The following is a 25042-nucleotide window of genomic DNA, read 5'->3' as shown; positions in this document are numbered from 1 at the left end:
GGGTCGCTCTTTTTTGTTCGCTAGGGGGCTTTTTTAATGTTGAACAACCAGCCTTGTGGTTTGAATTTGCTCACCGGTGCTTAAACGTACCAAGTACACGCCGTTTGCTAGGCCAGCCACCGACACCGGCAGCTCGTGGGACCCAACAGCCTGGCGTGGCGTAGCTGGCAGCGTGCGCACCGTGGCGCCGAGCAGGTTAGTAATGGTTACTGCAACCGGGGCAGCTGTCTTCAATTCGTAGCGAAGAGTAGCGGTAGCCGCGGCCGGATTGGGGGCAGCCGTCAAGTTTAGCACCACATCCTGCTTACGCTTGGCCGATAGCACCACGCCCTGTGGCCGGTTCACTTTCTGCGATGTATAAACGCGGTACTCGCCCGGCGCCAGCGTGATGGGTGTGTTCAACTCTGCGGCGCTTACGGTTAGGGTAGCATCGGAGAGGTAGTTGTACCAAGTGCCAGCGCTCTGGAAGCCGGGCGCAACAGTGCGCGACACGACATCAAAATTGCCGATAATAGTCACGCTTAAGTCGGCGTTTGCCAAGCGAATGCTTTTGGTGGTTCCACTCAAGCTTTGCGTGTAGGTTGCGGGGCTTTCAAATACCGACTGCGTTTTCTTCAACTCGATTAAGCTGCGGTACACATTGTACAAGTTGCGACGGGCCGGGTCCTGCTGATATTCCCACCGAATGGGCTTGTTGCCAACGCGCCCATTGAAGTTGATACCGACGTCGTAGCCAAGCTCGCCAAATTGCCACACCATCTTCGGGCCGGGAACGGTAAAAAAGAAAGCCGCCGCCTGGCCCATACGGCTCAGGGCGGTATTCACGTCGCGCACGTTGTACCCGGGAGCGGCACCGCTTTGGTTACCTTCATTAACCGCACGCACCATCAGGCGTTCCTCATCGTGGCTTTCCATGTAAGTAATGAGGTTTGGCTGCTGCCAGCCCCTGTTGGCGTAGTAGCCACCACTAAAGTCGGTGCCACTGCTTTGGCCACGTACGGCGTTGGCATAGCTGCCGTTCTGATTTCCCCATAGCATCATGCCATAGTCAGCCAATATCTTCTCTTCATCATTGTCGCTCAGGTGCTCCAAAATGCAGTACACGTTGGGGTCAATGGCGCGAATTTGATCGTAGATATTTTTCCAGATAGCAATACGTGAATCGTCGCGGCGGCCCCAAGCTCCTACATCATTAGGGTTGTTACGTTGGGTAAAGCCCTTCGACAAATCGTAGCGGTAACCATCGATATGGTATTCCTGTAACCAGAACTCGTTTACCCGTTCCACAAAGTATTTGGTGAATGGGCTTTCGTGGTTGAAGTCGTAGCCTACGTTAAAAGGGTGTGTAGCTGCACGGTTAAACCACGGGCTTTGTGCGGTGGGCGCACCATTTTCGAAATACATCTGCACCATCGGCGACTGCCCGAAAGAGTGGTTGAGCACCATATCGATGATGACGGCCATGCCACGTTTGTGGCACTCGTCCACGAAGCGCTTTAGATCATCCTTGGTGCCATAGTATTTGTCGGGAGTAAAGTAGAAGGACGGATTGTAGCCCCAGCTTTCGTTGCCTTCAAACTCATTGATGGGCATTAGCTCAATGGCGTTTACGCCGAGACGTTGCAGGTAGCTAAGCGTATCCGTAAGCGTTTTGTAATCGTGGCGAGCAATGAAGTCGCGCACCAGCAGCTCATACACTACCAAGTCCGTGCGCTTCGGCTTCTGAAAGTTCGCAACCTGCCACTGGTACTCTGCCTGCCCTGACTGAAAAGTAGAGACGATGCCGGTGGTTTTACCGGTCGGGTACTGCAACAAAGCCGCAGGATACGTGACTGCCGGAATCGTCTGGTCGTTGTTCGGGTCGAGTACTTTTTGCGTGTATGGGTCAGCAATACGCAGGGCACCATCTACCAGATACTGATACGTGTATTCGCGGCCGGGCGTGAGGTTATCGAGTTGTATCCACCAGCGGCCAGTGCTGCTGTTATCGGGCGCGTTGTCGGAAGCACTAACGGGCGTCCGTTTCATGGCCGACGCTGTGGTGGGCTGCCAGTCGTTGAAGTCACCAATGGCGTAAACAAACTGCTTATTTGGAGCCGTTAGACTTAATATCGCGGATGAGCCACCATTCAAGTACGTTACGCCATCTTTTTTGGCCCCTACCGGCAATTGCGCCACGGCAACAGCTTCGCGGCTTTGCGCGGTCAGCAGTGTTTCGGCTGTACCATTAGCGTCCGTAGCGGTGAGGCGAATAGTATTGGCCCCCGGCGCGGTCAGCGTCACCGTTCTGGTGATGGTGGTCGCATTTGGTTCGGAAGCACCCAACTGCACACCATTCAAGAACAAAGCCAGCGTGGCTGGCGCTATCGAGTTGCCCGTCACGGTAGTCGGCGTATTCAGCACGAAGAAATTGCTGCCCGGCCCGGTTGGAGCCGTAAAGCGCAGATTAAACCGATCCTGAGCTACATCGATGAAAATGTCGCCACTAGGTCCACGACCTACTTTACTGCCATCAGCGTTCTTAAAAATCATCCCCAGCCGATAAATCGTAGTGCCGGGCGTGATGGGGTAAAAGGTATTCGGCGTGAAAGTAATGGTGTAAATATTGGAATTGGTAGCCGAGCGCGTCATTTTAGCCGCCGCGTCAGGCTGGTTGAAAGCGGGGCTTTTGACGTTGGTCCAGGTAGAGCCGGTAGGTCCGCTGGTAATAACGCCGGTCCAGATATACACGTCACCTGTGAAATTGGCTAGTTCACCGTTGCCCTGCGTAGCATTGAAGGTGATCGTAACGGATTCAGAAGCCAGAAAAACGGCTGGCTGAGTTGTAACCTGTCCGTACGCCGCGGGAAGTCCCGTCAGTAGCACAAACAGGCTAAATAAAAGTCGAAGTGTTTTCATTAAAAATGGATTAATGGTGGGAAGTAGGTAGGGCTGAATAAAGCGCAATGCCTCGTTTCATTTAGCGTTCGTAAGCAAGAAGAATAAAGGTACATAACGAACTGTTTAGCTTAGCCCCAAAGCGCGTCCATTTGTTTGTAGCTTTGATTGTTCCGACCCCAGAGGTCATCAGCTTCCGCATGACGTTCTTCTTTCATTTTTCCATAAAAGTCCGGTGGTGCTTAGTGCCACTTCTGGCAATAAACTGGTTAATACCAGTCATTTGTCAAGCGCAAAGCAATATTGATACGGCTTTAGTTGCGCCTACTGCTCCCCTATTACATCGCCCAAATCTACCTGCCGATACGGCCCGAATAAGCCACCGGCTTCCCATCTTAGCGGGCGGACTCGCACTGAGTTATACAGGCCTCGTGTATAGTTTGAGCAAAAGCTGGTACACTGGCGAGCGTACTTCCTTTCATTGGTTCGATGATAGCCGCGAGTGGAAGCAGCTGGACAAGGCCGGGCACTTCTGGGGGGCTTTTCACGAAAGCCGCGGGGCGGTGGATATGCTGCGCTGGGCCGGCGTGCCCGACCGTAAGGCGCTTTGGTATGGCGGCTTCGTGGGTTTCTTGCTCCAAAGCCCCCTAGAGCTGCTCGATGGCCGCGACCCCGCTTATGGCGCTTCAGCTTATGATTTGGGGGCCAATTTTCTGGGTTCGGCCGGGCTTATTGCTCAGCAGCTGGCATGGAATGAAGTTCGCATAATGCCTAAATACTCTTTCCGTACTACCCGCTATGCAGCACTCCGGCCCAATGTATTGGGCAAAACTTTAGCCGAGCAGCACCTAAAGGACTATAACGGCCACACCTACTGGCTTTGCGCCGACGTGGCAGCTTGGCTGCCGCAGGAAAGTAAGTGGCCAAAGTGGCTTCAACCGGCCGTAGGCTACGGCGCGCAGCAAATGGTGTACAATGACCCCGCTGCTAACGCCGTTTTGGGCCTCAACGATTATCGTCAGTACTATCTGAGCTTCGATGTAAACCTGATGCGCATTCCTACGCGCAGCAAATTTCTGAAGCGTGTGTTTTACGTGGCCAGTATTTTTCACCTGCCCGCCCCCGCTTTAGAATATAACTCCCGACGAGGTTTCGTCCTGCACGGGCTCTACTACTAAAGTATAGGCTTACACTGCCTCGGAGGCGAAGTCAGCCTACTTACTCCATCCTTCACTTCAGAGTAATTATTACCTGCTGTAAACAGCGGGCCTGGAGTATCGTGTCTACAATTTCAAGGTTAAAAACCACACTATACACAGCAACACCATTATAATAATACAATTTTAAACATAATAGAGGCTCATCAATACATTATCTAAAACACTCATTTCAGAGAATTATACTTGATGCTGCTCCGGCTCATAGCTAAACTAACTGGGGGCATTCATTCTACAACAATCTGATTATCAAATATAAGCTCAACCGTTTCCACTTCTTGCCCCATACCCTATGCACGTTCCACACCTCATCCTTAAACCAGAAACTTAGATATGAAAAAACTCTTATTGTTAACCTTAATGATCTTGGCCACTTTTCGCTTGGCGATGGCCCAAGATCGAACGCTACAGGGGCAAGTAACGGACCGGGCCACGGGCAAAGGCCTGCCGGGCGTAACAGTGCTTGTCAAGGGTACTACGTTAGGAGCTTCCACCGATCCGGAAGGTGCGTATTCCTTGTCGGTGCCAGCTTCGGCTACTACGCTTACGTTTAGCTTTATAGGCTATACCAGCGTAGAGCGGCCCATCACTGATTCAGGTACTATCAATGTGGCCCTGGAAGCCTCAACCCGGGAATTGGGTGAAGTAGTCGTAACAGCCCTGGGCCTGGAAACCAGCCGTGACCGGCTAGGTACGGCCCAATCCACGGTGCAGGGGCAAGCGCTAGTACGCTCTGGCGAAACCAGCCCGATCACGGCTCTTTCGGGCAAGGCGCCGGGTGTGCTTATCACCCGCTCTACCGGCGACCCCGGTGCCAGCGCTAATATTCAGATTCGGGGTGCCAGCACCATTACGGGCAATTTGCAGCCCCTGATTGTGGTGGATGGAATTCCAATTTCCAACACGTCGGTGGGCGAAAACACCCCCGGCACCGCCGGGGGCATTGTGGCCAGCGGTGGCGGGGCCGCCTCCAACCAGATAGCCGGTGTCGTGCAGCAGTCGCGCCTCAATGACATCAACCCCGACGATATTGCTTCTATGGAAGTATTGCGCGGGGCTGCAGCCGCGGCGCTCTGGGGTACGCGGGCCGCAAATGGCGTGTTGGTGATTACCACCAAAAAAGGCCGCAATGCCGACAAACTCAACCTCTCTTACCGCACCACCTATGGCATCGATGAGATAAACCAGGTGCCTGAGCTTCAGCAGCGCTACGGACAGGGCCTCAACGGCTTGTTTGCCCAAGGCAATGCCCGCAGCTGGGGCGACCGTATTGCCGACCGCTCTGGTGGCCCCGATGCCACTATCACGACGCCCGGTGCGCCTGGGTACCAAGGTTTTATCACCTTCGCCGATGGAACGCAGCGCTTCGCTATTCCGGCCGGTACTGCTGCTAACCCTCATGGTGGCAAGAACAGCCGCGACACCTACGACCACAGCGACGAGGTGTTTGGGCGAGGCTATACCTGGGATAATATTGCCACGCTCAGCGGTGGCGACCAGCGCAGCAACTTCTACATCAGCCTTGGCAACACCCACACCGAGGGCATCGCGCGCAACAACAGCGACAACGACCGCACTACCTTCCGGGTAAACGTAGATCGGCAGCTGGCCACCAAGTTCCGGGCAGGTATAAACGCCACGTATGCGCGCACGTTTTCCAACAGGGTGCAGCAGGGCTCCAGTGGCAGCAGCATCTTCCTGGGGGGCCTTCGTAGCCCCGCCGACTTCAATAATGCCTATTATATAGGTGACTTTACCGATCCGCAGGGCAACATCTTTCTTCGGCGGCAATCCTCGTATCGTAACCAACTGGGCAACAGCAATAACCCTGGGTTTGACAATCCCTTCTGGACCATTGATGAAGTGCGCGACCAGACGCGGGTGCAGCGGCTTATTGGTGCCTTGGAGCTGACGTATGATGCTACGAACTGGCTTAATATAATCAACCGTACGGGCGTCGACACTTATACTGACCGGCGCTCCTCGGTGTATCCGATTGGGGCGGGGCAGTCGCCTACGGGGCAAATTGGGCAATCAACGATTCAGGAGACGCAGATCAACAACGACCTGATTGCGCGGGCCACTCATGATTTCACCGAGAGTCTGGGAGGCACTTTATTGGTGGGGGCCAATTTTAACATCCGTCGGGGCGAGCAGGTCGGCGCCAACGCAACTAACTTCATCAACCCCTTCTCGCCGCCTCAACTGGACAACACGCTCGCCGACAGCCGCCAACCCTTCAACCTTGTGCTGGAGCAGCGTACGGCGGCCGCCTACGCGCAAGTAGATTTGGCTTTCTTCAACCAGCTCTACCTCACGGGTACAGGCCGGGCCGAAACCGCCTCCACGTTTGGCCCCGAAACCAGCAGCACGTTTTTCTTTCCGGCTGGTACGCTCGCCTGGCAGTTCACCAAGCTGGCACCCTTCGCCGAGAATAAAGTATTGAGCTTCGGTAAAGCTCGCTTGGCTTACGGATCGGTGGGTGTGCAGCCTACCCCCTATCTCACCCGCACCTACTACGTCCCAGGTGATGCTAACATCATTGCCGATGGATGGGGTACCACCCTGGATGCGGCCAACTACGGCGGAGGCTTCGTGCGCTCCAACGTGCAGGGCAACCCTGAAATCAAGCCCGAGCGCAAAACAGAGTTGGAAGGCGGCTTGGACCTCCGCTTTTGGCAAGACCGTATCAATTTCAGCATTACGGGCTACACCAACCGCACCAAGGACGCTATTCTGACGGTGCCGGTGGCGGCCACCACGGGCTTTGTATCCACCAGCGCCAACGCGGCCGAAATCGAAAATAAAGGCCTGGAAATAAGTCTCGGCGCTGATGTTATCAATCAGACCGATGGCTTTGTGTGGAATATTGCGCCTAACTACTCTTTCAACCGCAATGAGGTAACAGACCTGTCGGGCGCGGAGTCTATCTTCCTGAATGGCTTTACGGGCACTTCGTCGCGGGCTGTGCGGGGCTACCAAATGGGAGCTTTGTGGGGCAGCCGCTGGGAGCGCAATTCCGAAACGGGCAGCTTGGTATTCGACACGAATGGTTTCCCAATTCAGGCTGCTACCGAGGGCATTATTGGCGACCCTAACCCCCGGTGGCGAGGGGGACTAAGCAACACCTTTAGCTACAAAGGCTTATCGCTGAATGTACTGTTCGACCACGTCGACAACCTAGACGTGTGGAATGGGACCAAAGGCGCACTCTACTCCTACGGCACCGCCAAAGACACGGAAGTTGAAACGACAGTATCGGCGGCCGATGCGGCCACGTTACGCCTGTGGAATAGCCAGACGGTAGCGCAGCGCTACCAGCCCAACGCCGATGGCACCTACACCTTCCGCGGGTCAGTCACCGATTTTGGGGCCGGACCGGTAGTGGCCGACGAGCAGTGGTATCGGAATGGCTTGGGTAATGGCTTTACCGGTCCGGCCGAGCAGTTTATCGAGAATGTGAGCTATACCCGCTTGCGCGAAATCACGCTGGCTTATAGTCTGAAACTTCCTTGGCTAACAGAGCGCGCTAAGCTGCAATCGGTAGACGTGTCGCTGACGGGGCGTAACCTGGCTTTGTGGACTGACTACACAGGCGTAGACCCTGAAACTAACCTAACGGGTGTATCCAACGGTCGCGGTCTGGACTATTTCAATAACCCCAGCACGCGCTCCTATATCATGTCACTGAACTTCAATTTTTAAGCAGTGTAAAGGGTCATTCTGCACCTAAGACCAATGGGCTCCTATAGACCCACCAGTTTACAGTTTGCTGAACTGGCCCTGCACTTTTCCTCACGATTTTGCTCGTTCATCCATATGAAAACATCCCTGCGTTATTATCTGCTGCTGGCCCTTCTGTTAGTGGGCCTAGGCAGTTGCGAAAAACTTACAGAGGGCTACGATATCAACCCAAATGCCCCCCAGGATGCCCCAGCCGACCAACAACTGACGGCGGTGCAGGTATCGGAAGGCTTTGTGCTGAGCGGCGAGATGGCCCGCACGGCTGGCTTGTTTAGCGACTTCTTCACTGGCACCGACCGCCAGTACGAGGGCCTACAGAACTACACCACCGTGTCGGGTGACTACGATAATATGTGGAGCAATACCTTCACGCTAGTGCTGGCCAACGCCCGCATCGTGACCCAGAAGGCGGAGGCTGTCCAGAACTTCCAGCTAGCGGGAATTGCCCAAGTGCTCGAAGCCCAGATGATTGGAATGGCTACCTCGGTTTGGGGCGACATTCCTTACTCGCAAGCTTTGCAGCCAGGTCAGCCAGCACCATTTGACCGGCAATCGGACATTTATGCTAGCGTGCAAACATTGCTAAGCACTGCCATTACCAACCTGGGGCGCACGGGTATTAATCCGCAGGAGCGCGACATCTACTATGGCGGTGACCTGGCCAAATGGCGGGCGGCGGCCCACTCGCTGAAAGCACGGTTTTTTCTGCACGTGCGCAACTACCCGCAGGCAGCGGCCGAAGCCAGACTCGGGATTGCCAGCCCCGCCGGAGATATGCTGATGCCTTACGGTGGTACGGTGAGTACGAGCGCCAACCCTTACTACGACTTCATCGACATCAACCGTACCGGTTACATGGGAGCTGCTGGTTCGTATGGGGTGCGCCTGCTAGAGGACCTTCGCAACAATGCCCGCACCAATGAGTCGGCTCGCTTCGAGTATTTTTATACTACCGAAGCTGGCTACAGTGAAGTCGACCCAAATATTCTGGAGGGTGGCGCCTTCGCGGCCGATGCTGACTTTCCGCTTATTACCTACGTCGAGACACAGGCTATTCTAGCTGAAGCCCAAGCCCGCGCCAACGACTTATCGGGAGCATTGGCCGCTCTCAACAACATCCGGGCGTACAACCGTACCACATTCACGGGTGGCACTTACGCTGCTTACACCCTAGCCGATTTTGCGTTGGGTGGGCTTCTGAATACGGGCCAATCGCAGCAGCAAGCCTTGCTGCGGGAAATCCTGACGGAGAAATATCTAAGCCTGATTGGCCAGATAGAGCCTTACAACGATGTGCGCCGAACAAATAACCTGATAGGTGTGCCCAAGAAACGCACGGATGCGCCCAGCATTCCGCAACGCTATCTGATTGCGCAGAATGAAGTGAATGCGAACCCCAATGTGCCCGATCCTATTCCGGGACTCTACGAGCCGACGGAAGTCAACCGGTAGGCTAGCTGGCTTTGTCAATTCGCTAAGTTTTAGAGAAAGTCCTGGCTCAAAAGAGTCGGGACTTTCTGTTGTTAGAATGGGGCAAATTATAATTAAAAGGCACGCAGAGGACAGGGCACCTTACTTTAGGCGGCTTGGTTGAGGCATATGGCGTGGAAAAAATCCGCGCTACACCTGAGCCCGAAGCAAAGCCCGAAACTCTACGCTACTTTTGCTTCTCACCCTAAGTTGAACCCACGCCTTACCGATATGAATGTAGGAGACCGAGTACGCCTGCTCACCGGGCGCGAAGAAGGCATTGTCACCCGTCTGCTCGACAACGATCTTGTCGAGGTTGCCATAGATAACGACTTCACAATTCCGGTGCTGCGGCGCGAGGTGGTAGTAGTTGCCGCCGAAGAACATAAAGCGTTTGGGCAAAGCGCTTCCTCCGTGGCCGCCGAGCGCCAAGCGGCTGCCAGTGCCCCACGGCCCAGTTTTGCCCCCCAGAAACCCGATGCACCCACCAATAATAACGTGGGGGGCAAAAAGGCAGATAAAGGCCCAAAACCAGAATTGCCGAAGGCTCAAAAAGGCTTGTATCTGGCACTCAGCCACCAGTCGCCGGAGCTGCTGGCCGTGCAGCTGATCAATAATACCGACACCGATTTGCTGTTCACTTATGGCGAGGAGCAGCAGGAGAAATACCGGGGCTTACTTTCTGATAAGCTTGGTCCGAAGGCAGTAAGCAAGCCTTTGGCTCACCTTCATCTCAAAGATTTCGAGCAGTGGCCCGCCGCGGTAATACAGCTTTTGCCTCACCGCCTCAATGGCGACACAGCGTTTGAGCTGCTTACCAAGCGCTTGGCTTTTCGGGCCAACAGCTTCTATACCAGCCGGCAGCCCGCGCCTATCTTACAGAAAGAAGCTTATCTTTTTCAGCTTGATGAAAAGCCTGCCGCACCCGTAGCACCCGAAAAGCTGGCTGAAAACCTGCAAGCTCAGCTAAGCGGCAATGCGCCGGCCAAACCAGCGGCGATAGCACCTGTCCCGGAGCCGGTCAAAACCATTCTGCCGCCCTCGCACGAGGTTGATCTGCACCTGGAAGTACTCAACCCTGATGCCGCTACCCTCGATCCACCGCTTACCAACACGGCCATCCTGCGGTTGCAACTCGATGCATTTGAGGATGCGCTGAGTCGTGCATTGGCTACCAACATGCACGAAATCGTGTTTATTCACGGCACCGGCAATGGCACCCTGCGGAAGGAGATTCACAAAAATCTGAGTCGCAACCGCGACATAAAGTTCTTTGAGGATGCCCAGAAAGAGAAGTTTGGCTACGGCGCGACACTTGTGCGGCTAAAGTAATTCCCTGCTTAAGCGATTCAATTAATACACTTAGAATTCAAACATCCGTTCTGTGCTTCACAAAAAAAGGCTGCCTTTCGGGCAGCCTTTTTTTGTGAAGCAGTAATTAAGCCTACAAGTGAGCAATCGGATCAGCGTTACCATCTGGGTCGTTTTTCACGGTGCCGCTGGTAGTGAAGCTTTTGCCTCTCATGATAAGTACACCAGCCATGTGCGGAGTAGCCATCGATGTGCCGCTGATGGTGTTATAGCCGCCATTCAACCAAGTTGACTGTACGCTAACACCGGGCATGCAATAGTCTACGGGCGGGTTGCCGAAGTTGGAGAACGAAGCCCACGTATCGGTGTTATTCATCGCCGAAATAGTGTAGATATTAGCTCCATTCACCCGAGCAGGTGAGTGATTATTGGCGTTGTCGGTTTCGTTACCGGCAGCCAAAGCGAAGAGTACTCCTTTTTGAGAAGCGTTTAAAACAGCCTGATCAAGAGCACTAGATACGCCACCGCCCAGGCTCATGTTAGCTACGTCGCCGGATGCGCCATTGGCACCTACATAATCTACACCGGCAATTACGCCCGAGTTGGAGCCGCTACCGCGTGAATCCAGTACGCGAACTGCTACTACTTTCGCACCGGCGGCTACACCTACTACACCACTCGCATCGTTTTTGGCGGCAATAGTACCAGCGCAGTGCGTGCCGTGGCCGTTGCCATCATCTGGCGAAGCGTAGTTTTTGCCGCTAGTCAGGAAAGACTTACTACGGGCTACGTCAACGTTCAAATCGGGGTGATCCAAGTCGATACCAGTGTCGATAACCCAAGCCGTGCGGCCAGTAGCGGCACCATCGCCGGTACCTACGCGGGTAATGCCGTAAGGCGTGACCTGAGCAGCCTGCACGGTGCTGCCGCCGCCATTGTTAGGATTGCCAAGCGTGATAATCCGGTCTTGCTCCACGTAGGCTACATCAGCATCCTGGCGCAGCGCAGCAGCTTCAGCAGGGCTAAGTTTGGCAACGAATCCTTTCAGAGCGTGGCCGTATGCCAGACCTACTTTTTCAGCCCCTAGGCCACGCGCTTTGAGCAGCTTCTGACCGGCGTCTTTTACTTTATTCACTTTCGCGTCGTAGGAGCTTTCGCTGCCTGTATCGACAGAACCATCTTTTAATACAACGATATACTGGCCTTCAATCAAATCATCGGCAGCTTTTGCGTCGGCACTGATCTGGGCTACGGATGGATCTTCGGCATCAATGGAATTGTCGGAACAGGCGGTGAAAACGGCCGAAGTAGCCACGAGCGAAGCGCTCATTACCCAGAAAGAAAGACGCGGATGTAATTGGTTTTTCTGCATGCTTTTGGAAAATGGAGTAATGGGTGAAAAAAGAACTTGTTCGCCGCCCGCTGCCGAAGCTCTAAAACCTCTATTCTATCAGCGACCAGTGGGGTGATTGTTTGGCCAATGTATCGATTCAAAAATGGCATCCAAGTCAGCGGTTGCTATCTGGGGGGCAAAATTATGCTTTTTAGCCTTGTTTTAAGTTCAAAAAACGCGCTTCTGATTAGCATTATCGCAGAAATGGGAAAATATCATTGTATTTGTGACATCGAAAAAACTATATGTATTTTTTGAGGCAGATAGGACTCTGAGAAGCTAAAAGGTGAGCTACCAAATTTTTACGCCGTTGCCTTTTATTTAGCACGCAGCAACCTCATCCGTAAGCGCCCAACCACTGAAAGCGCTACCTTTGCCTTTGTGATGAGTCGCTCCACCGCGGCGCTTTCGGGCGGCGAGGAAAGTCCGGGCAACACAGAGCACCCTGCTTCCTAACGGGAAGGATGGGCCGTAAGGCTCAGACAGCCAGTGCCACAGAAAACTACCGCCTACGTTGCCTTCGGGCAGCCGGTAAGGGTGAAAAGGTGCGGTAAGAGCGCACCAGCGGCCGGGCAACCGTGTCGGCTGGGTAAACCTCAGGGGTTGAAAGACCAAATAAGCGGGCACGCTGCCTAGTAATAGGCAGCACCGGGCGGCTCGTTCGGCGTTCGTGGGTAGGTTGATGGAGCCTTTTCGCGAGAACTGGCCTAGATAAATGGTGGAGACGCTGAACCTTCGGGCTTGGCGGACAAAACCCGGCTTACAGACTCATCACCACCGTATCATCGGTCGTTGTAGCTTCGGTTGCGACGACCGATTTTGTTTTTGGTGGTCTGGGGGGCAAATATTGATGGCAGACGCCTGAAAATTAAATAATTACAATTTTTCATGTGTATTGTGTTCTTTCCTCATTGAATCCTTCAATAACTTTACTCACTAAACGGGTAATGCTTTTCGTTACCTTCGCTACACCCTCAGTATTAATCTATTCTGCTCTCAGCTTATGCCCAAAATCCTCATTATCGACGACGAAAAGTCGATTCGCAATACGCTAAAGGAAATTCTGGAGTACGAAAGCTACGCCGTTGATCAGGCCGAAGACGGTCCGTCGGGCTTGGATATGCTTATCAAGAATAAGTACGACGTGGTGCTCTGCGATATCAAGATGCCCAAAATGGATGGGCTGGAAGTATTGAGCCGCGCGCAAGAATTGGCCCCCGATGCCGCTTTCATTATGATTTCGGCCCACGGCAGCATCGACACCGCCGTAGATGCTACGAAGAAAGGTGCCTACGATTTCTTGCAGAAGCCACCAGACCTAAACCGCCTGTTGGTAACGGTGCGCAACGCCCTCGACCGCACGAAGCTGGTTACTGAAACCAAGACGCTTAAAAAGAAAATCGCCAAAAGCTCCGAGATGGTCGGCAACTCGCCGGCGCTGGAGCAGGTGCGCAAAGCCATTGCAAAAGTAGCCCCCACCGATGCCCGCGTACTTATTACCGGCCCTAACGGCGCTGGTAAGGAAATGGTAGCCCGCCAATTGCACGAGCAAAGCAACCGCGCCAACGGCCCAATGATTGAGGTAAACTGTGCCGCAATTCCCTCAGAGCTGATTGAAAGTGAGCTGTTCGGTCACGAAAAAGGCTCGTTTACGTCGGCTGTAAAGCAACGCATCGGCAAGTTTGAGCAGGCCCACGGCGGCACGCTGTTTCTGGATGAAATTGGTGACATGAGTCTTTCAGCTCAAGCCAAAGTGCTGCGGGCTTTGCAGGAAAACAAAATCACCCGTGTGGGGGGCGAAAAGGAAATAACGGTGGACGTGCGCGTGCTGGCTGCTACCAACAAAAACCTTCAGCAGGAAATCGCGGAGCGCAACTTCCGCGAGGACTTGTATCACCGCCTATCAGTTATCCTTATCCAGGTTCCGGCCCTAAATGACCGTCGCGAGGATATTGGTGATCTGGTGCAGAAGTTCCTCGACGATATTGCCCGCGACTACGGCAACAAGCCCAAAATCGTCACCCCCGAAGCGCTTGCGTATTTGAGAAGCCTCGATTGGCGCGGCAATATCCGTGAGTTGCGCAACGTGGTAGAGCGCCTGGTAATCATGAGCGACGATACTATTACGGAATCAGATGCTAAGATGTATTCAGGCAAATAAATAGCCGTATGTTTAAAACAGTAGCCCCGCCTTTTTTAAGTAGAAAAGGCGGGGCTACTGTTTTATTCATCATCTCAATTTCATCTGTCATCCTGACGCAGGAAGGACCTTATCAAGCTGGAACGAGTCGTTGTTACGATCATCTTTCTGGCTTGATAAGGTCCTTCCTGCGTCAGGATGACAGACATGAGTTAAGTTAGCTAAATATGTTTTATAATACCTACACCATCTGATTACAGCCGCGCACATCGGAGTTATCCAGTCGCCCAAGCACTTCAAACGAACCGTCGGAGTATTGGCGAGCTAAGTCTTTGGTTTCGATAAAGGCGCAGGAATCAATATTTGCCAAATCGATGACATTGATAGCGCCGGCCGGACGCGTGGTATCGGCGGAAAATGGATCGGATGGTTCGCGGAGCAGAATACAAAGGCCCGGGGGGCAAAAAAAGCGACCATCGCCGGTGCTATAGGCTTGGGAAAGCAACTCGGTCATGCCGTATTCCGAGTGAATACCTTGAGGTCCAAAAGCCGTCTGCAACTCGGCGTGCAGCTCCTCACGGATCATTTCACGGCGCCGACCTTTCATACCGCCCGTCTCCAATACCGTGAGCCCCAATAGCTCCGGCGCACTTGCATACGCAGCTACCAAATCGAGCAGCGCATACGACACGCCCAAAAGCATTACCTGACGGCCCGAATCTCGCTTAGCGGTGGCCAGAGCCTGCAACAAAGCTTCGTGGTCGTGGAGGAAAAACGCGGGCTGAGTTTGGCCCGATGCTTTGGCAAAGTATTCAACCATAGCCACCAAGGAAGAATGCCCTTGCTCCAAGTAGGAAGGTAACAGCGCCAGAAAAGTCCAGCTGGTAAGTGGGCCGTAGGTTTGCTCGAAGATGCGCGCGGCGTTCTGACGGTACAAGACCGGATCGCGCAGGAGGTGGCGGCTCCGCTGCTGCTGGGTAGTGCCGCTGCTCAGAAAAACTTCCTGTGGTGTCCAGTCGGCGGGATCGGTGCGTACTTCGTGCGCTTTGAAGAACTCGATGGGCAGAAATGGAATATCCGTCAGTGTGTGAACGTCGCTTGGGTTGCGGCCCAGCGCAGTTAGGTAGTGGCGGTATGGGGGGCAATTTTGGGCCTGATGCTGGAATAAGCGCAGGGCCGTTTGCTCAAAAGTGGCAGCCGATATAGCAGGCAAAGCGCGGAGGTGCTCATCACGGAAACTCATTGCAAAACAGTGGGGTTAAAAGCTGGATATAACAAACGCAGCACGTCTTCGTTGAGAAGTTGTATCTTCCGTTCTGGCTGAAAAGGCCGCGTTCGACCTGTCTTTTTTACTCTGATATGAACCTACTTCGTACTCTTCGGACAAGCACTCTGCTCCTGCTCACGGGCTTGGCAGTGTCTTCATGCCTTGAAATGCCCGATTACCCCGAAACACCTTCTATTAGCTTTAAAAGCATTTCCTCTGAGCGCGTATCCGATGGGTTCGGCCTCTATGATCGGGTGACCATAACCGTTAGCTTCAAGGATGGCGACGGTGATTTGGGCTTACGTGAACAGGATAAAGTGGAAGGTTCGCCTTGGGCCAGACTGAATCCTGATTTGACGCTAAACCCATTTTACAACAACTACTACATTACTCCCCTTATTCGCAATGCTACCGGCGAGTTCGTTGCGCTTGAGCTGGATAATCCGAATGACAATTATAACAGCACATATCCTCCTCTTGACCAAGATAGCAACGGGCGCAAAACACCGTTGCGCGGCGATTTAAGCTTTACCACGGACTTTTTTGCTGGTGACCCCTTAAAAGCAGGCGAGGTGGTACGCTTTGAAGTCTTTATTTATGACCGCGCACTGAATAAAAGCAACACCATCATCACAGACCCCATCACCATTCCGCGCTAAACGAGCTTCGTTGTTAAGCAGAGATAAGAAAACCCCAACTGAACCTTTCCAGTCGGGGTTTTTCGTGTTGATTCGGATGCTTAATAGATGGCTGGGAAGCGTTTAGGATCGGCCTCCTGCATCATTTCGTACACCGTATCGAATACATCTTCGGCGTTGGGCTTGCTGAAATAGTCGCCATCGGAGCCATAAGGCGGGCGGTGAGGCTGAGCGGCCAAGCAGCGAGGCTGCGAGTCGAGCAAGCGGTAAGCTTGCTGGTCGTCGAGCACGTGCTGCATCATGTAAGCCGTAGCGCCGCCGGGCACATCTTCATCAGCGAAGAGCACGCGGCTGGTTTTGCGGATGCTGTCGACAATGACATGCTGCAAGTCGAATGGCAATAGGGTCTGCACATCTATCACTTCCACTGAAATACCTACTTCGCTTAATTGCTTGGCGGCATCCAGCACGATGCGGCACATAGAGCCATAGGTTACGATGGTCACGTCGGTGCCGGCTTGCAATACTTCTGGCGCTCCAAGCGGCAACGTGAACTCACCTACGTTCTGCGGAATGCGCTCCTTGATGCGGTAGCCATTCAGCGGTTCAATAACCAAGGCTGGCTCGTCGCTACGCAATAAGGTATTATAGAAGCCAGCGGCCTGAGTCATATTGCGGGGTACGCACACGTGCATACCCCGAATGCTGTTCAGAATCATACCGATGGGTGAGCCGCTGTGCCATACACCCTCCAAGCGGTGACCGCGGGTCCGCACGATGAGAGGAGCTTTCTGGCCGCCCTTGGTCCGGTACTGCAAGCACGCCACATCATCCGACAAAATCTGGATGGCATACAGCAGGTAATCAAGGTATTGAATCTCAGTAATAGGTCGCAGGCCGCGCAAAGCCGCGCCAATGCCCTGGCCTACAATGGTGCACTCGCGAATACCGGTATCAGTTACGCGCAACTCGCCGAATTTCTCCTGCAAACCCGCAAATGCCTGGTTCACATCCCCGATGCGACCTACGTCTTCACCGATGGCAAAAATGGTGGGGTCGCGGCGGAAGTTAGCGTCGAAACATGCCTGCAATACTTCGCGGGCATCAACCTGGGGGGCGTTTTCGGCAAATTTGATGGGTTCAACTTCGATATTCAGCGCCGCCTGCTCGCTTTGGCTATAGAGATATGAGTTATAGCGGTCAGCGTTTTCGGCTAGGGCTTGATCCAGCCAATTGGTTAGCTCGCGGCGGCTGGCGGAGCGTTGCTGGTCGCGGGTGAAGCGCAGTGCCTTACGAACCGTGCGCACCATGTCGGCCCGGATGGGTGCGGGGTTGTGCTGCAAATGCTCCACCATTTCGTGCAGAGCATTCTGGCGGCCGGTTTCATCAACCAGCTTCTCCAGCAATACTACTACCTCGTCGCGCTCCTGTTTGATGGGGTTGAAAAAAGCCCCCCAAGCAGCAGTACGCGCTTCGCGCACAGTATTCTTCGCTTCGTTTTCCAGCTGATCCAGCTCCTCGCTGGTGGCATATTCTTCGGAGAGCAGCCACTCACGCATTTTAAGCAAGCAGTCGTGTTCTTCCTCCCAGGTCAGTCGATCCTTGGTTTTATAGCGCTCGTGCGAGCCGGATGTGCTATGACCCTGAGGCTGCGTTACTTCCGTCACGTGAATAAGCACGGGCACGTGCTCGCGGCGGCACACATCGGCTGCCCGCTGATAGGTATCCAGCAAAGCCGGATAATCCCAGCCGCGTACCACAAAAATCTCAAAGCCTTGCTCGCCGGGGGCCTCGCGCTGCAAGCCGCTGAGAATGGCACTGATGCTTTGCTTACAAGTCTGATATTCAGCCGGAACCGAGATACCATAATGGTCGTCCCACACCGACACGAGCATCGGAATTTGCAGGACTCCAGCAGCATTCAGCGCCTCAAAAAACATCCCTTCCGAAGTACTGGCATTACCAATAGTGCCGAAAGCGACTTCATTGCCGTTCACGCTGAACTGCGTCAAATCATGCAGCTCAGGGTTTTGGCGGTACAGCTTGGAAGCATAAGCGAGGCCCACCAAGCGAGGCATTTGGGAAGCCGTGGGCGAAACGTCGGCGGACGAATTCTTCAGTTCCGCGAGGTTCTTGAAGTTACCATCTTCGTCGAGTAGGCGGGTGGCAAAGTGCCCATTCATGGCTCGGCCGGCGGTGGCGGGCTCGGCTTCTACATCGGGGTGGGCGTAAAGCTGGGCAAAGTATTGCTGCAATGTCAGCTCGCCGGCGGCCATCATGAATGTCTGGTCGCGGTAGTAGCCCGAGCGGAAGTCGCCGGGCTGAAACACGCGGGCCATGGCCAGCTGGGGCAACTCTTTGCCGTCGCCAAAAATGCCAAATTTGGCCTTACCCATGAATACTTCCTTCCGCCCGGCCAAGGAGGCGTGGCGGCTTTCCCAACCCAGGCGATAATCGTGGAGCAGGTCTTCTTTGCTGAGGGTGACCGGGGTGGCGGCAAGTGCGGATTCGGCAGTGGACATAGGAAAGAGTAGAAATAAAGCAGATGGCACCGATCAGTAGAACTGGGGGTTTCGACGAACGGCGCACAAAAGTACAGATTTGGGCGCGATACCGGCTAAATGCCCCCCAAGCCCCCCTACGAGGCCGGTGGGTTTTTGTCTATCTTTGGAGGGTAATCTGTGGAATTGCGTTCGGCCTTTACAACCAATTGCGCCATAATTTGCTGTTTACTCCGACTTTACTGTTATCATTTTATGAAAAACCTAGCCTCTCCCCTATTTACTCTAGCCTTGCTGTTGCTATGCTTTTCGGCGCAAGCTCAAGGCGTAATGACGTTTGAAAAAGAGCAGCACGACTTCGGCAACGTACCCGAGGGCACGATGGCCACCCACGAATTCAAGTTCAAAAACACTGGCAATCAGCCTATCATTATTGCCACCGTGCAGGCCTCTTGTGGCTGCACCACCCCCGACTGGACCAAGACGCCCGTGCTGCCCGGCAAAATGGGAATGGTGAAAGCCGTGTACAGCAGTGCCGGCCGCCCCGGCGTGTTCAACAAAACAGTGACTGTAACCAGCAACGCTAGCACGCCGAGCACCACGCTGACTATCAAAGGCACCGTACTTGGCCCGGAGGAAATTAAGGCCAGCCTCACGCCTGCTCAAAAAGCACTAGCGCCCCGCCTCGTGCTCGACCGTACTACCCACGACTTTGGTAAGATGGAAGCAGGCCAGCAGCCTTCTGCTCGGTTCACGGTGAAAAATACGGGCAAGCAGGATTTGTTGCTGGGCATGGTAACCTCGCCTTGCAACTGCGTAGGCTACAAAAAAGCCCCCCAGCCCATTAAGCCAGGCCAAAGCGCTGTGGTAGAGATTCTGTATGCGCAGCGCCAGCTTGGCCAGATGACGGATGTAGCCACGCTGAACTCTAACGCCGTAGAAGGCCCTGCCAAGCTCACCATCAAGGCCAATGTGGTGCGCGATCTGAACGCGGCGAGCATGGTAAAAGAAAGCGCCACGGCTGTACCGTTCAAGTAAACCCTTGCTCTGCACATCGAAATAAGCGGCTTTGCTTCGATCGATGCCTTTATTTTAAACTTCTCGAAAGGCCATATCCCTTATCTTTGCGGCCGTTTTCACCCCTCGTATTCCACCCATCTTCACTTCTCTGCCATGATCATCGGCGTACCGAAAGAAATTAAGAACAACGAAAACCGCGTGGGCCTGACGCCCGCTGGCGTAGCTGAGCTGCGCAAGCACAACCACACCGTATATGTACAGGCTACTGCTGGCTTGGGTAGTGGTTTTCAGGACGCCGAATATGAAGAAGCTGGTGCATTAATCCTCTCTACCATCGAGGAAGTATATGCTCAGGCTGAGATGATTGTGAAAGTAAAAGAGCCGATCAAGGAAGAGTACAGCCTGATCAAAGAAGGCCAGTTGCTCTTCACTTATTTCCACTTTGCCAGCGGCGAGGAGCTCACCCACGCCATGATTGAGCGCAAGGCGGTATGCTTGGCTTACGAAACAGTAGAACTTCCGAACCGCGCCCTTCCATTGCTCATTCCGATGAGCGAAGTGGCCGGCCGTATGGCGCCGCAGGAAGGTGCTAAATACCTAGAGAAACCACTGAAAGGCCGCGGCATTCTGCTCGGCGGCGTACCCGGTGTAAAGCCTGCCAACGTGCTTGTACTCGGCGGTGGCATCGTGGGTACGCAGGCTGCAAAAGTGGCTGCCGGCCTTGGTGCTCAGGTTACCATCATGGATATCAGCCTGAACCGTCTGCGCGAGCTCGACGACTTCATGCCGAAGAATGTGGTGACGCAGTATTCCAACGAGTACAACATTCGCGAAGCCATCAAAACCGTTGACCTTGTAGTGGGTGCCGTGCTGATTCCGGGGGCGAAAGCGCCTCACCTCATCACCCGCGACATGCTCAAGACCATGCGCCCCGGCACGGTGCTCGTGGACGTGGCTGTAGACCAGGGCGGCTGCATCGAAACCTGTAAGCCGACCACCCACGAAGATCCGACCTTCATCATCGACGATATCGTGCACTATTGCGTGGCCAACATGCCCGGCGCGGTGCCTTACACTTCTACTCTGGCTCTTACCAACGCCACGTTGCCTTACGCCGTGCGTCTGGCTAACCTGGGCTGGCAGGAAGCTTGCCGCCGCGACCCAGCTTTGCGTCTGGGCCTGAACGTGGTGAACGGTGAAGTAGTATACCAAGGTGTAGCCGAAGCCTGGAATCTGCCTCTGGTAAGCGTTGATTCCGTATTGGAGCCCGCTCACGCCTAAGAGTTTATTTGTGCTAAAAAGCCTTCCCGATACACTATCGGGAAGGCTTTTTGGTTGATAGCGTACTGTAACACCCTGTGGTTGCAGCGCGCTTTTACTTTACTACATGAAAGGAATTATTTATACCGGCGAGGCTATCACCGACCACAAGCTGCTGGTCATGCTGCCTAAAGAGTTGCAGACGTTTCTGCGGCAGCAGAATGGCGTAGTAGCTTACTTCGGCGGCCTACATATTCGGGGCTGCTGTGCTGAGCCAGCGTGGCACTCGCTGCGGGAAGCGTGGCAGGGTGAGCAGGCGTTGCAAAAAACCTATGATACAGTCCTGAAAAATGACATTCCCTTCGCTCAGGATTGTGTGGGCAATCAGTTCTTGCTGCGGCAGGGTGAAGTCGTATTTCTTGATACGGAAACCGGGGAAATCGCGCCACTAGAAGTTGACTTCAAGCATTTCCTGATTGGTGCTGAAAAGTATCCGGTCGATGCGTTGGGGCTCGAACCTTTGCGGCGCTGGCAGCAACAGGGTGGCGGTCTGCTACCTGGTCAGCTGCTGCATGTGTATCCGCCCGTTTGTATTGCCGCCGACACCGACAAAGCCACTTTGTCGCCGGCTTCAGTACCGAAGCGCATGGCTTTTCTGGCTGATTTATACCGGCAAATCAAGCATTTGCCCGACGGTCAGGCGCTGACGATAAAGCCACTTCAGGATTAGATTTCGCAGAATGCCATCACCTCTTTTACGCCTGTTTCTCCGCCGTTTTGCTCTCCTGCTGGGCGTTTATGTACTGTTACGCGCAGGCTTTTATTGGGCGAATAAGGAAGTATTTCGGGAAGCGTTGGGGACGGAGGTAGCGTGGGCGTTCTGGCACGGCTTCCGGTTCGATATGGCGGCCCTGCTACTGCTGAATCTGCCGTTTCTGCTGCTGTCTCTGGTGCCCCGGTTTGATAGAGGCTGGCAGGGTTTCGTGCGAGGTGTATATCTTACCCTGAATGCGACAGGTATGGCGCTCAATATCATTGATAGTCAGTACTTCAAGTTTATTGGGCGGCGCACTACCGATGAGCTGTTTACCATCACCGGCGACATCCAGCGGCAGGCGGGTCAGTTAGCTTTTCACTACTGGTTTCTGGTGCCGCCGTTTGTGGTTTTGTTTGGGCTGCTGTGGTACTTCTATCCGATGCCAACACCCGCAAATTTGCCCCCCAGTCCGGCAACAGGCTCACTGCAACGCCGCCTCGTTCGGCCGCTACTGGAAGTCGTGTTGGTGGCGGCGCTGGTTGTAATTGGCATCCGGGGGGGCTTACAGCTTAAGCCTTTGCGAACTGGTCATGCCTTCGTGCAGATGCCGCCAGTGTTAGGGCATTTGGCACTAAATAGCACTTTTACTTTTCTGCGCAGTCTGGGCTATCAAGCCGTGGAAAGGCGAACGTATTTTCAGTCTGATTCTGAGCTGCGGCAAGCGCTAGCGTCCCGCCTGCCTGAGGCTAACCCTGATGCCCCGCGCGACAACGTAGTTATTCTGCTGCTGGAAAGCTTTTCCTCCGAGTATACCGGCATCGAAAACGGCGGCCGTGGCTACACGCCTTTCTTCGATTCGTTGGCCACTGGGGGGCTTTTTTTCCGTGACCACTATGCTAATGGGCGTCGTTCCATCGAGGCCTTGCCGGCCGTGCTGGCGGGCATGCCGGCGTTGATGGAAAGCCCGTTTATTACGTCAAATTTCCAAACCAACGAGTTGCACGGCTTGGGTGAGCTGCTGGGGCGGCAGGGTTACGCTACGTCGGTGTTTCATGGAGCCGAGAATGGCACGATGGGCTTCAATACGTTTGCCGGCATGGTGGGCGTGCAGCGGTATTTTGGGCTGAATGACTACCCCGGCGGTGCTAAAAGTCCCGACTACGACGGGCATTGGGGCATTTTTGACGAGCCTTACCTTCAGTATTTCGCAAAGGAGTTGAGCCAGCAGAAACAGCCGTTTTTCTCCACTGTTTTCACCCTCACTTCCCACGAGCCTTTCCCGGTGCCGACGAAGTATAAGGACCGTTTTACACCGGGGAAATTACCCATTCACGCCTCCATCGGCTACACTGATTTTGCCCTCCGTCAGTTTTTCAAAACTGCTGCCAAACAGCCTTGGTACCAGAATACGCTATTCATCCTACTCGCCGACCATACGTCTCAGACGCTTACGCCCGAGTATCAAAACACCTTAGGCAGCTACAAAACGCCTCTGCTACTTTTTCATCCGGGCCGAAAATTGCCCCCCGCCAATGTGCGCCGCATCACCCAGCAGGCTGACGTACCGGCTACCGTGCTAGACTATCTAGGTATGCCTGCTAATGGCAAACTACTGCCCTTCGGCTATTCCGTATTCGACACCCTAGCCAATGGTCGCGCACTGTTTCTAACAGGTGGCTCCTACTACCTCGTTCACAACGACTATGTTACGGAGCTGACGGCCAACGATAAAGTGCGCCTCTACCCGTACCAACGCCATAATTTGCCCCCCACGCCCGTCGAAAACGCTGATAAGGCCCAGCAGTACGGCCAAGAACTGCGTGCCAGCGTGCAGTTCCTGACTAATGGACTGCTAGATAACTCCCTGTATAAGTTACCTAAGTAACAGCAGCTTCATTCGTCTGTCATGCAGAGCGGTAGCGAAGCATCTCGCTCGCGGTCGTTGAATTAGTAATCTCACATCAGCACGCGAGCTGCTTCGCTACCGCTCTGCATAACAGACGAGTTCATATTACTAGGAAATGAGAGCAAGTGCCTGCGCATACTTCGGAATTTCAGCCAGGCGCTGATTGGTTTTTTGTGCGAAGTCTACTAGCCAGCAATAGTGCTGCAAGCCATTGGTTAACAGTAGAAAAGGCGCCCCAATAGTTTGATTATAAGTAGTCACCTGATGCGCAACGGCAGCCGTGATAGGCACTGTGGCAGCCTTACACTCTACCAATAAAAGGGGCTCACCACTAGGCCCGAATGCACAGATATCAGTACGTTTCTGACGTTGGTTGTATGCGTGGCCGCGCTCTAAGCTGAGCAGGCCGCGCGGGTAGCTCAGTTCGTTTATGAGGTAATGCACTACGTGCTGGCGCACCCACTCTTCGGGTGTAAGCACCACGTTTTTGCGACGCAATACATCCCATATCAGGGAGTTTGCGCCTGATTTTGTAAGTTTGTGCTCGAAAGGCGGCAGGTCGAGGGCTTGCATCACCTCCAAAGGTACGGCCCGGAATCACTGCTTCCGCTTTTCATACGCTGTACCGTCGTTCGAAAGTGCGACGGTTTTTTTGTATCAGTTTGTGAACAAGCAAGTAAGCGAACGGGAAGCTGTTCTTTGCTTCATCTTTTTCAATTCAAAATTCCACCTTTTAACCCCACCCTATGAAGGACAAATCCGCGATAGTGGAGAACTGGCTGCCGCGTTATACCGGTGTGCCACTTAAGGAGTTTGGGCAGTATATCCTGCTCACCAACTTTATCAATTACGTGAATATGTTCGCCGAGCAGTTCGACGTAGAAGTGCGCGGACTGGATAAGCCCATGCAGTCGGCTACGGCCAACGGCATCACGATTATCAACTTTGGCATGGGTTCGCCGATGGCTGCCACAGTTATGGATTTGCTGTCGGCCATCAAGCCCAAAGCAGCTTTGTTTCTGGGCAAATGCGGCGGTTTGAAGAGCAAAACCAAGCTCGGTGACTTGATTCTGCCCATTGCGGCCATTCGCGGCGAGGGTACGTCTGATGACTATCTGCCTCCGGAAATCCCAGCTCTTCCCTCCTTCCGTTTGCAGCGGGCCGTGTCATCGATGATTAAGAAGCACGAAAAGGACTATTGGACTGGCACCGTATACACCACCAACCGCCGCGTGTGGGAGCATGATGAGGCCTTTAAGGAATACCTTCGGCAGATTCGGGCTATGGCCGTGGATATGGAAACGGCGACCATTTTTGTGGTGGGCTTTATCAATGAAATTCCCCACGGCGCCCTGCTGCTGGTGAGTGATAACCCAATGACGCCTGAAGGTGTGAAAACCGCCGAAAGCGACTCCAAAGTAACGCTGGGCTACGTGCATACGCACTTACAGATCGGTATTGACTCACTGATTGAGTTGAAAAACTCCGGCGAATCGGTGAAGCACATGCGCTTTGAGTAAGCTGAAAGCTTGAATTTAGCA

16 protein-coding genes and 1 other RNA gene are annotated in these 25042 nt (G+C 53.8%); 12 read left to right on the top strand and 5 right to left on the bottom strand.

Translation table 11 applies throughout. The annotated features are described in order from the left end of the window. Positions 1-33: 33 nt before the first annotated feature. Positions 34-2898, bottom strand: a complete 2865-nt coding sequence (locus H8B13_RS12715) for an alpha-amylase family glycosyl hydrolase (RefSeq protein ID WP_187311184.1) — start codon at positions 2896-2898, stop codon at positions 34-36. Positions 2899-3308: 410 nt separating this feature from the next. Between H8B13_RS12715 and H8B13_RS12710 the strand changes: the two genes are divergently transcribed. The 4 genes from H8B13_RS12710 (at position 3309) to H8B13_RS12695 (ending at position 10640) form a co-directional block, all read left to right on the top strand. Further along, a complete protein-coding gene (locus tag H8B13_RS12710; RefSeq protein WP_315985138.1) occupies positions 3309-4055 on the top strand; it encodes a DUF2279 domain-containing protein in 747 nt (248 codons plus the stop codon). A gap of 405 nt (positions 4056-4460) precedes the next feature. Next, complete coding sequence (locus H8B13_RS12705; RefSeq protein WP_187311183.1) at positions 4461-7799, top strand: SusC/RagA family TonB-linked outer membrane protein; 3339 nt, start codon at positions 4461-4463, stop codon at positions 7797-7799. Between the two features lie 114 nt (positions 7800-7913). Continuing rightward, positions 7914-9290 carry a SusD/RagB family nutrient-binding outer membrane lipoprotein gene (locus tag H8B13_RS12700; RefSeq protein ID WP_187311182.1) on the top strand — a complete coding sequence of 459 codons (1377 nt, stop codon included), beginning with the start codon at positions 7914-7916 and terminating at the stop codon, positions 9288-9290. A 249-nt stretch (positions 9291-9539) separates the two neighbouring features. After that, positions 9540-10640, top strand: coding sequence for a Smr/MutS family protein (locus H8B13_RS12695; RefSeq protein WP_187311181.1), 1101 nt, complete (start codon positions 9540-9542; stop codon positions 10638-10640). Between the two features lie 112 nt (positions 10641-10752). On the opposite strand, the gene H8B13_RS12690 is transcribed toward H8B13_RS12695, so the two are convergent. Next, a complete protein-coding gene (locus tag H8B13_RS12690) occupies positions 10753-11991 on the bottom strand; it encodes a S8 family serine peptidase (protein ID WP_261990357.1) in 1239 nt (412 codons plus the stop codon). A gap of 402 nt (positions 11992-12393) precedes the next feature. Here H8B13_RS12690 and rnpB point away from each other — a divergent pair. Both rnpB and H8B13_RS12680 read left to right on the top strand, forming a co-directional pair. Next, positions 12394-12791, top strand: an RNA gene (gene rnpB, locus H8B13_RS12685) — RNase P RNA component class A. Positions 12792-13015: 224 nt separating this feature from the next. Further along, positions 13016-14173 (top strand): sigma-54-dependent transcriptional regulator, encoded by a 1158-nt coding sequence (locus H8B13_RS12680; RefSeq protein WP_187311180.1) that lies wholly within the window; start codon positions 13016-13018, stop codon positions 14171-14173. 220 nt (positions 14174-14393) lie between these two features. On the opposite strand, the gene H8B13_RS12675 is transcribed toward H8B13_RS12680, so the two are convergent. Further along, positions 14394-15395, bottom strand: a complete 1002-nt coding sequence (locus H8B13_RS12675; RefSeq protein ID WP_187311179.1) for an acyl transferase — start codon at positions 15393-15395, stop codon at positions 14394-14396. A gap of 116 nt (positions 15396-15511) precedes the next feature. Between H8B13_RS12675 and H8B13_RS12670 the strand changes: the two genes are divergently transcribed. Further along, positions 15512-16078, top strand: a complete 567-nt coding sequence (locus H8B13_RS12670; RefSeq protein WP_187311178.1) for a hypothetical protein — start codon at positions 15512-15514, stop codon at positions 16076-16078. An 80-nt stretch (positions 16079-16158) separates the two neighbouring features. Here H8B13_RS12670 and H8B13_RS12665 read toward each other — a convergent pair whose 3' ends face one another. Then, on the bottom strand, positions 16159-18579 hold the full coding sequence (locus tag H8B13_RS12665) for a thiamine pyrophosphate-dependent enzyme (protein WP_187311177.1): 2421 nt from the start codon (positions 18577-18579) through the stop codon (positions 16159-16161). 234 nt (positions 18580-18813) lie between these two features. On the opposite strand from H8B13_RS12665, the gene H8B13_RS12660 reads away from it, so the two are divergent. From H8B13_RS12660 to H8B13_RS12645, 4 genes are all read left to right on the top strand, one after another. After that, the gene (locus tag H8B13_RS12660; RefSeq protein ID WP_187311176.1) at positions 18814-19596 is read left to right on the top strand and encodes a DUF1573 domain-containing protein; all 783 of its coding nucleotides are present in this window, start codon (positions 18814-18816) and stop codon (positions 19594-19596) included. A 135-nt stretch (positions 19597-19731) separates the two neighbouring features. Then, the gene (gene ald, locus H8B13_RS12655; protein ID WP_187311175.1) at positions 19732-20859 is read left to right on the top strand and encodes an alanine dehydrogenase; all 1128 of its coding nucleotides are present in this window, start codon (positions 19732-19734) and stop codon (positions 20857-20859) included. A gap of 106 nt (positions 20860-20965) precedes the next feature. Next, on the top strand, positions 20966-21568 hold the full coding sequence (locus H8B13_RS12650) for an SMI1/KNR4 family protein (protein ID WP_187311174.1): 603 nt from the start codon (positions 20966-20968) through the stop codon (positions 21566-21568). Between the two features lie 10 nt (positions 21569-21578). Then, a complete protein-coding gene (locus H8B13_RS12645; RefSeq protein WP_187311173.1) occupies positions 21579-23480 on the top strand; it encodes an LTA synthase family protein in 1902 nt (633 codons plus the stop codon). 129 nt (positions 23481-23609) lie between these two features. Here the strand turns inward: H8B13_RS12645 and H8B13_RS12640 are convergent, their stop codons facing one another. Continuing rightward, positions 23610-24074, bottom strand: coding sequence for a type I restriction enzyme HsdR N-terminal domain-containing protein (locus H8B13_RS12640; RefSeq protein WP_187311570.1), 465 nt, complete (start codon positions 24072-24074; stop codon positions 23610-23612). Positions 24075-24247: 173 nt separating this feature from the next. Between H8B13_RS12640 and H8B13_RS12635 the strand changes: the two genes are divergently transcribed. Continuing rightward, positions 24248-25021 carry an AMP nucleosidase gene (locus H8B13_RS12635; RefSeq protein WP_133273344.1) on the top strand — a complete coding sequence of 258 codons (774 nt, stop codon included), beginning with the start codon at positions 24248-24250 and terminating at the stop codon, positions 25019-25021. Positions 25022-25042: the final 21 nt, after the last annotated feature.

Origin of the sequence: Hymenobacter sp. BT188 (assembly GCF_014333585.1) — a bacterium.
In the GTDB taxonomy this organism is placed as follows: Bacteria; Bacteroidota; Bacteroidia; order Cytophagales; family Hymenobacteraceae; genus Hymenobacter.
The sequence above is the reverse complement of the archived record's forward strand: the minus strand, read 5'-3'. Positions and strand labels throughout refer to the sequence as shown.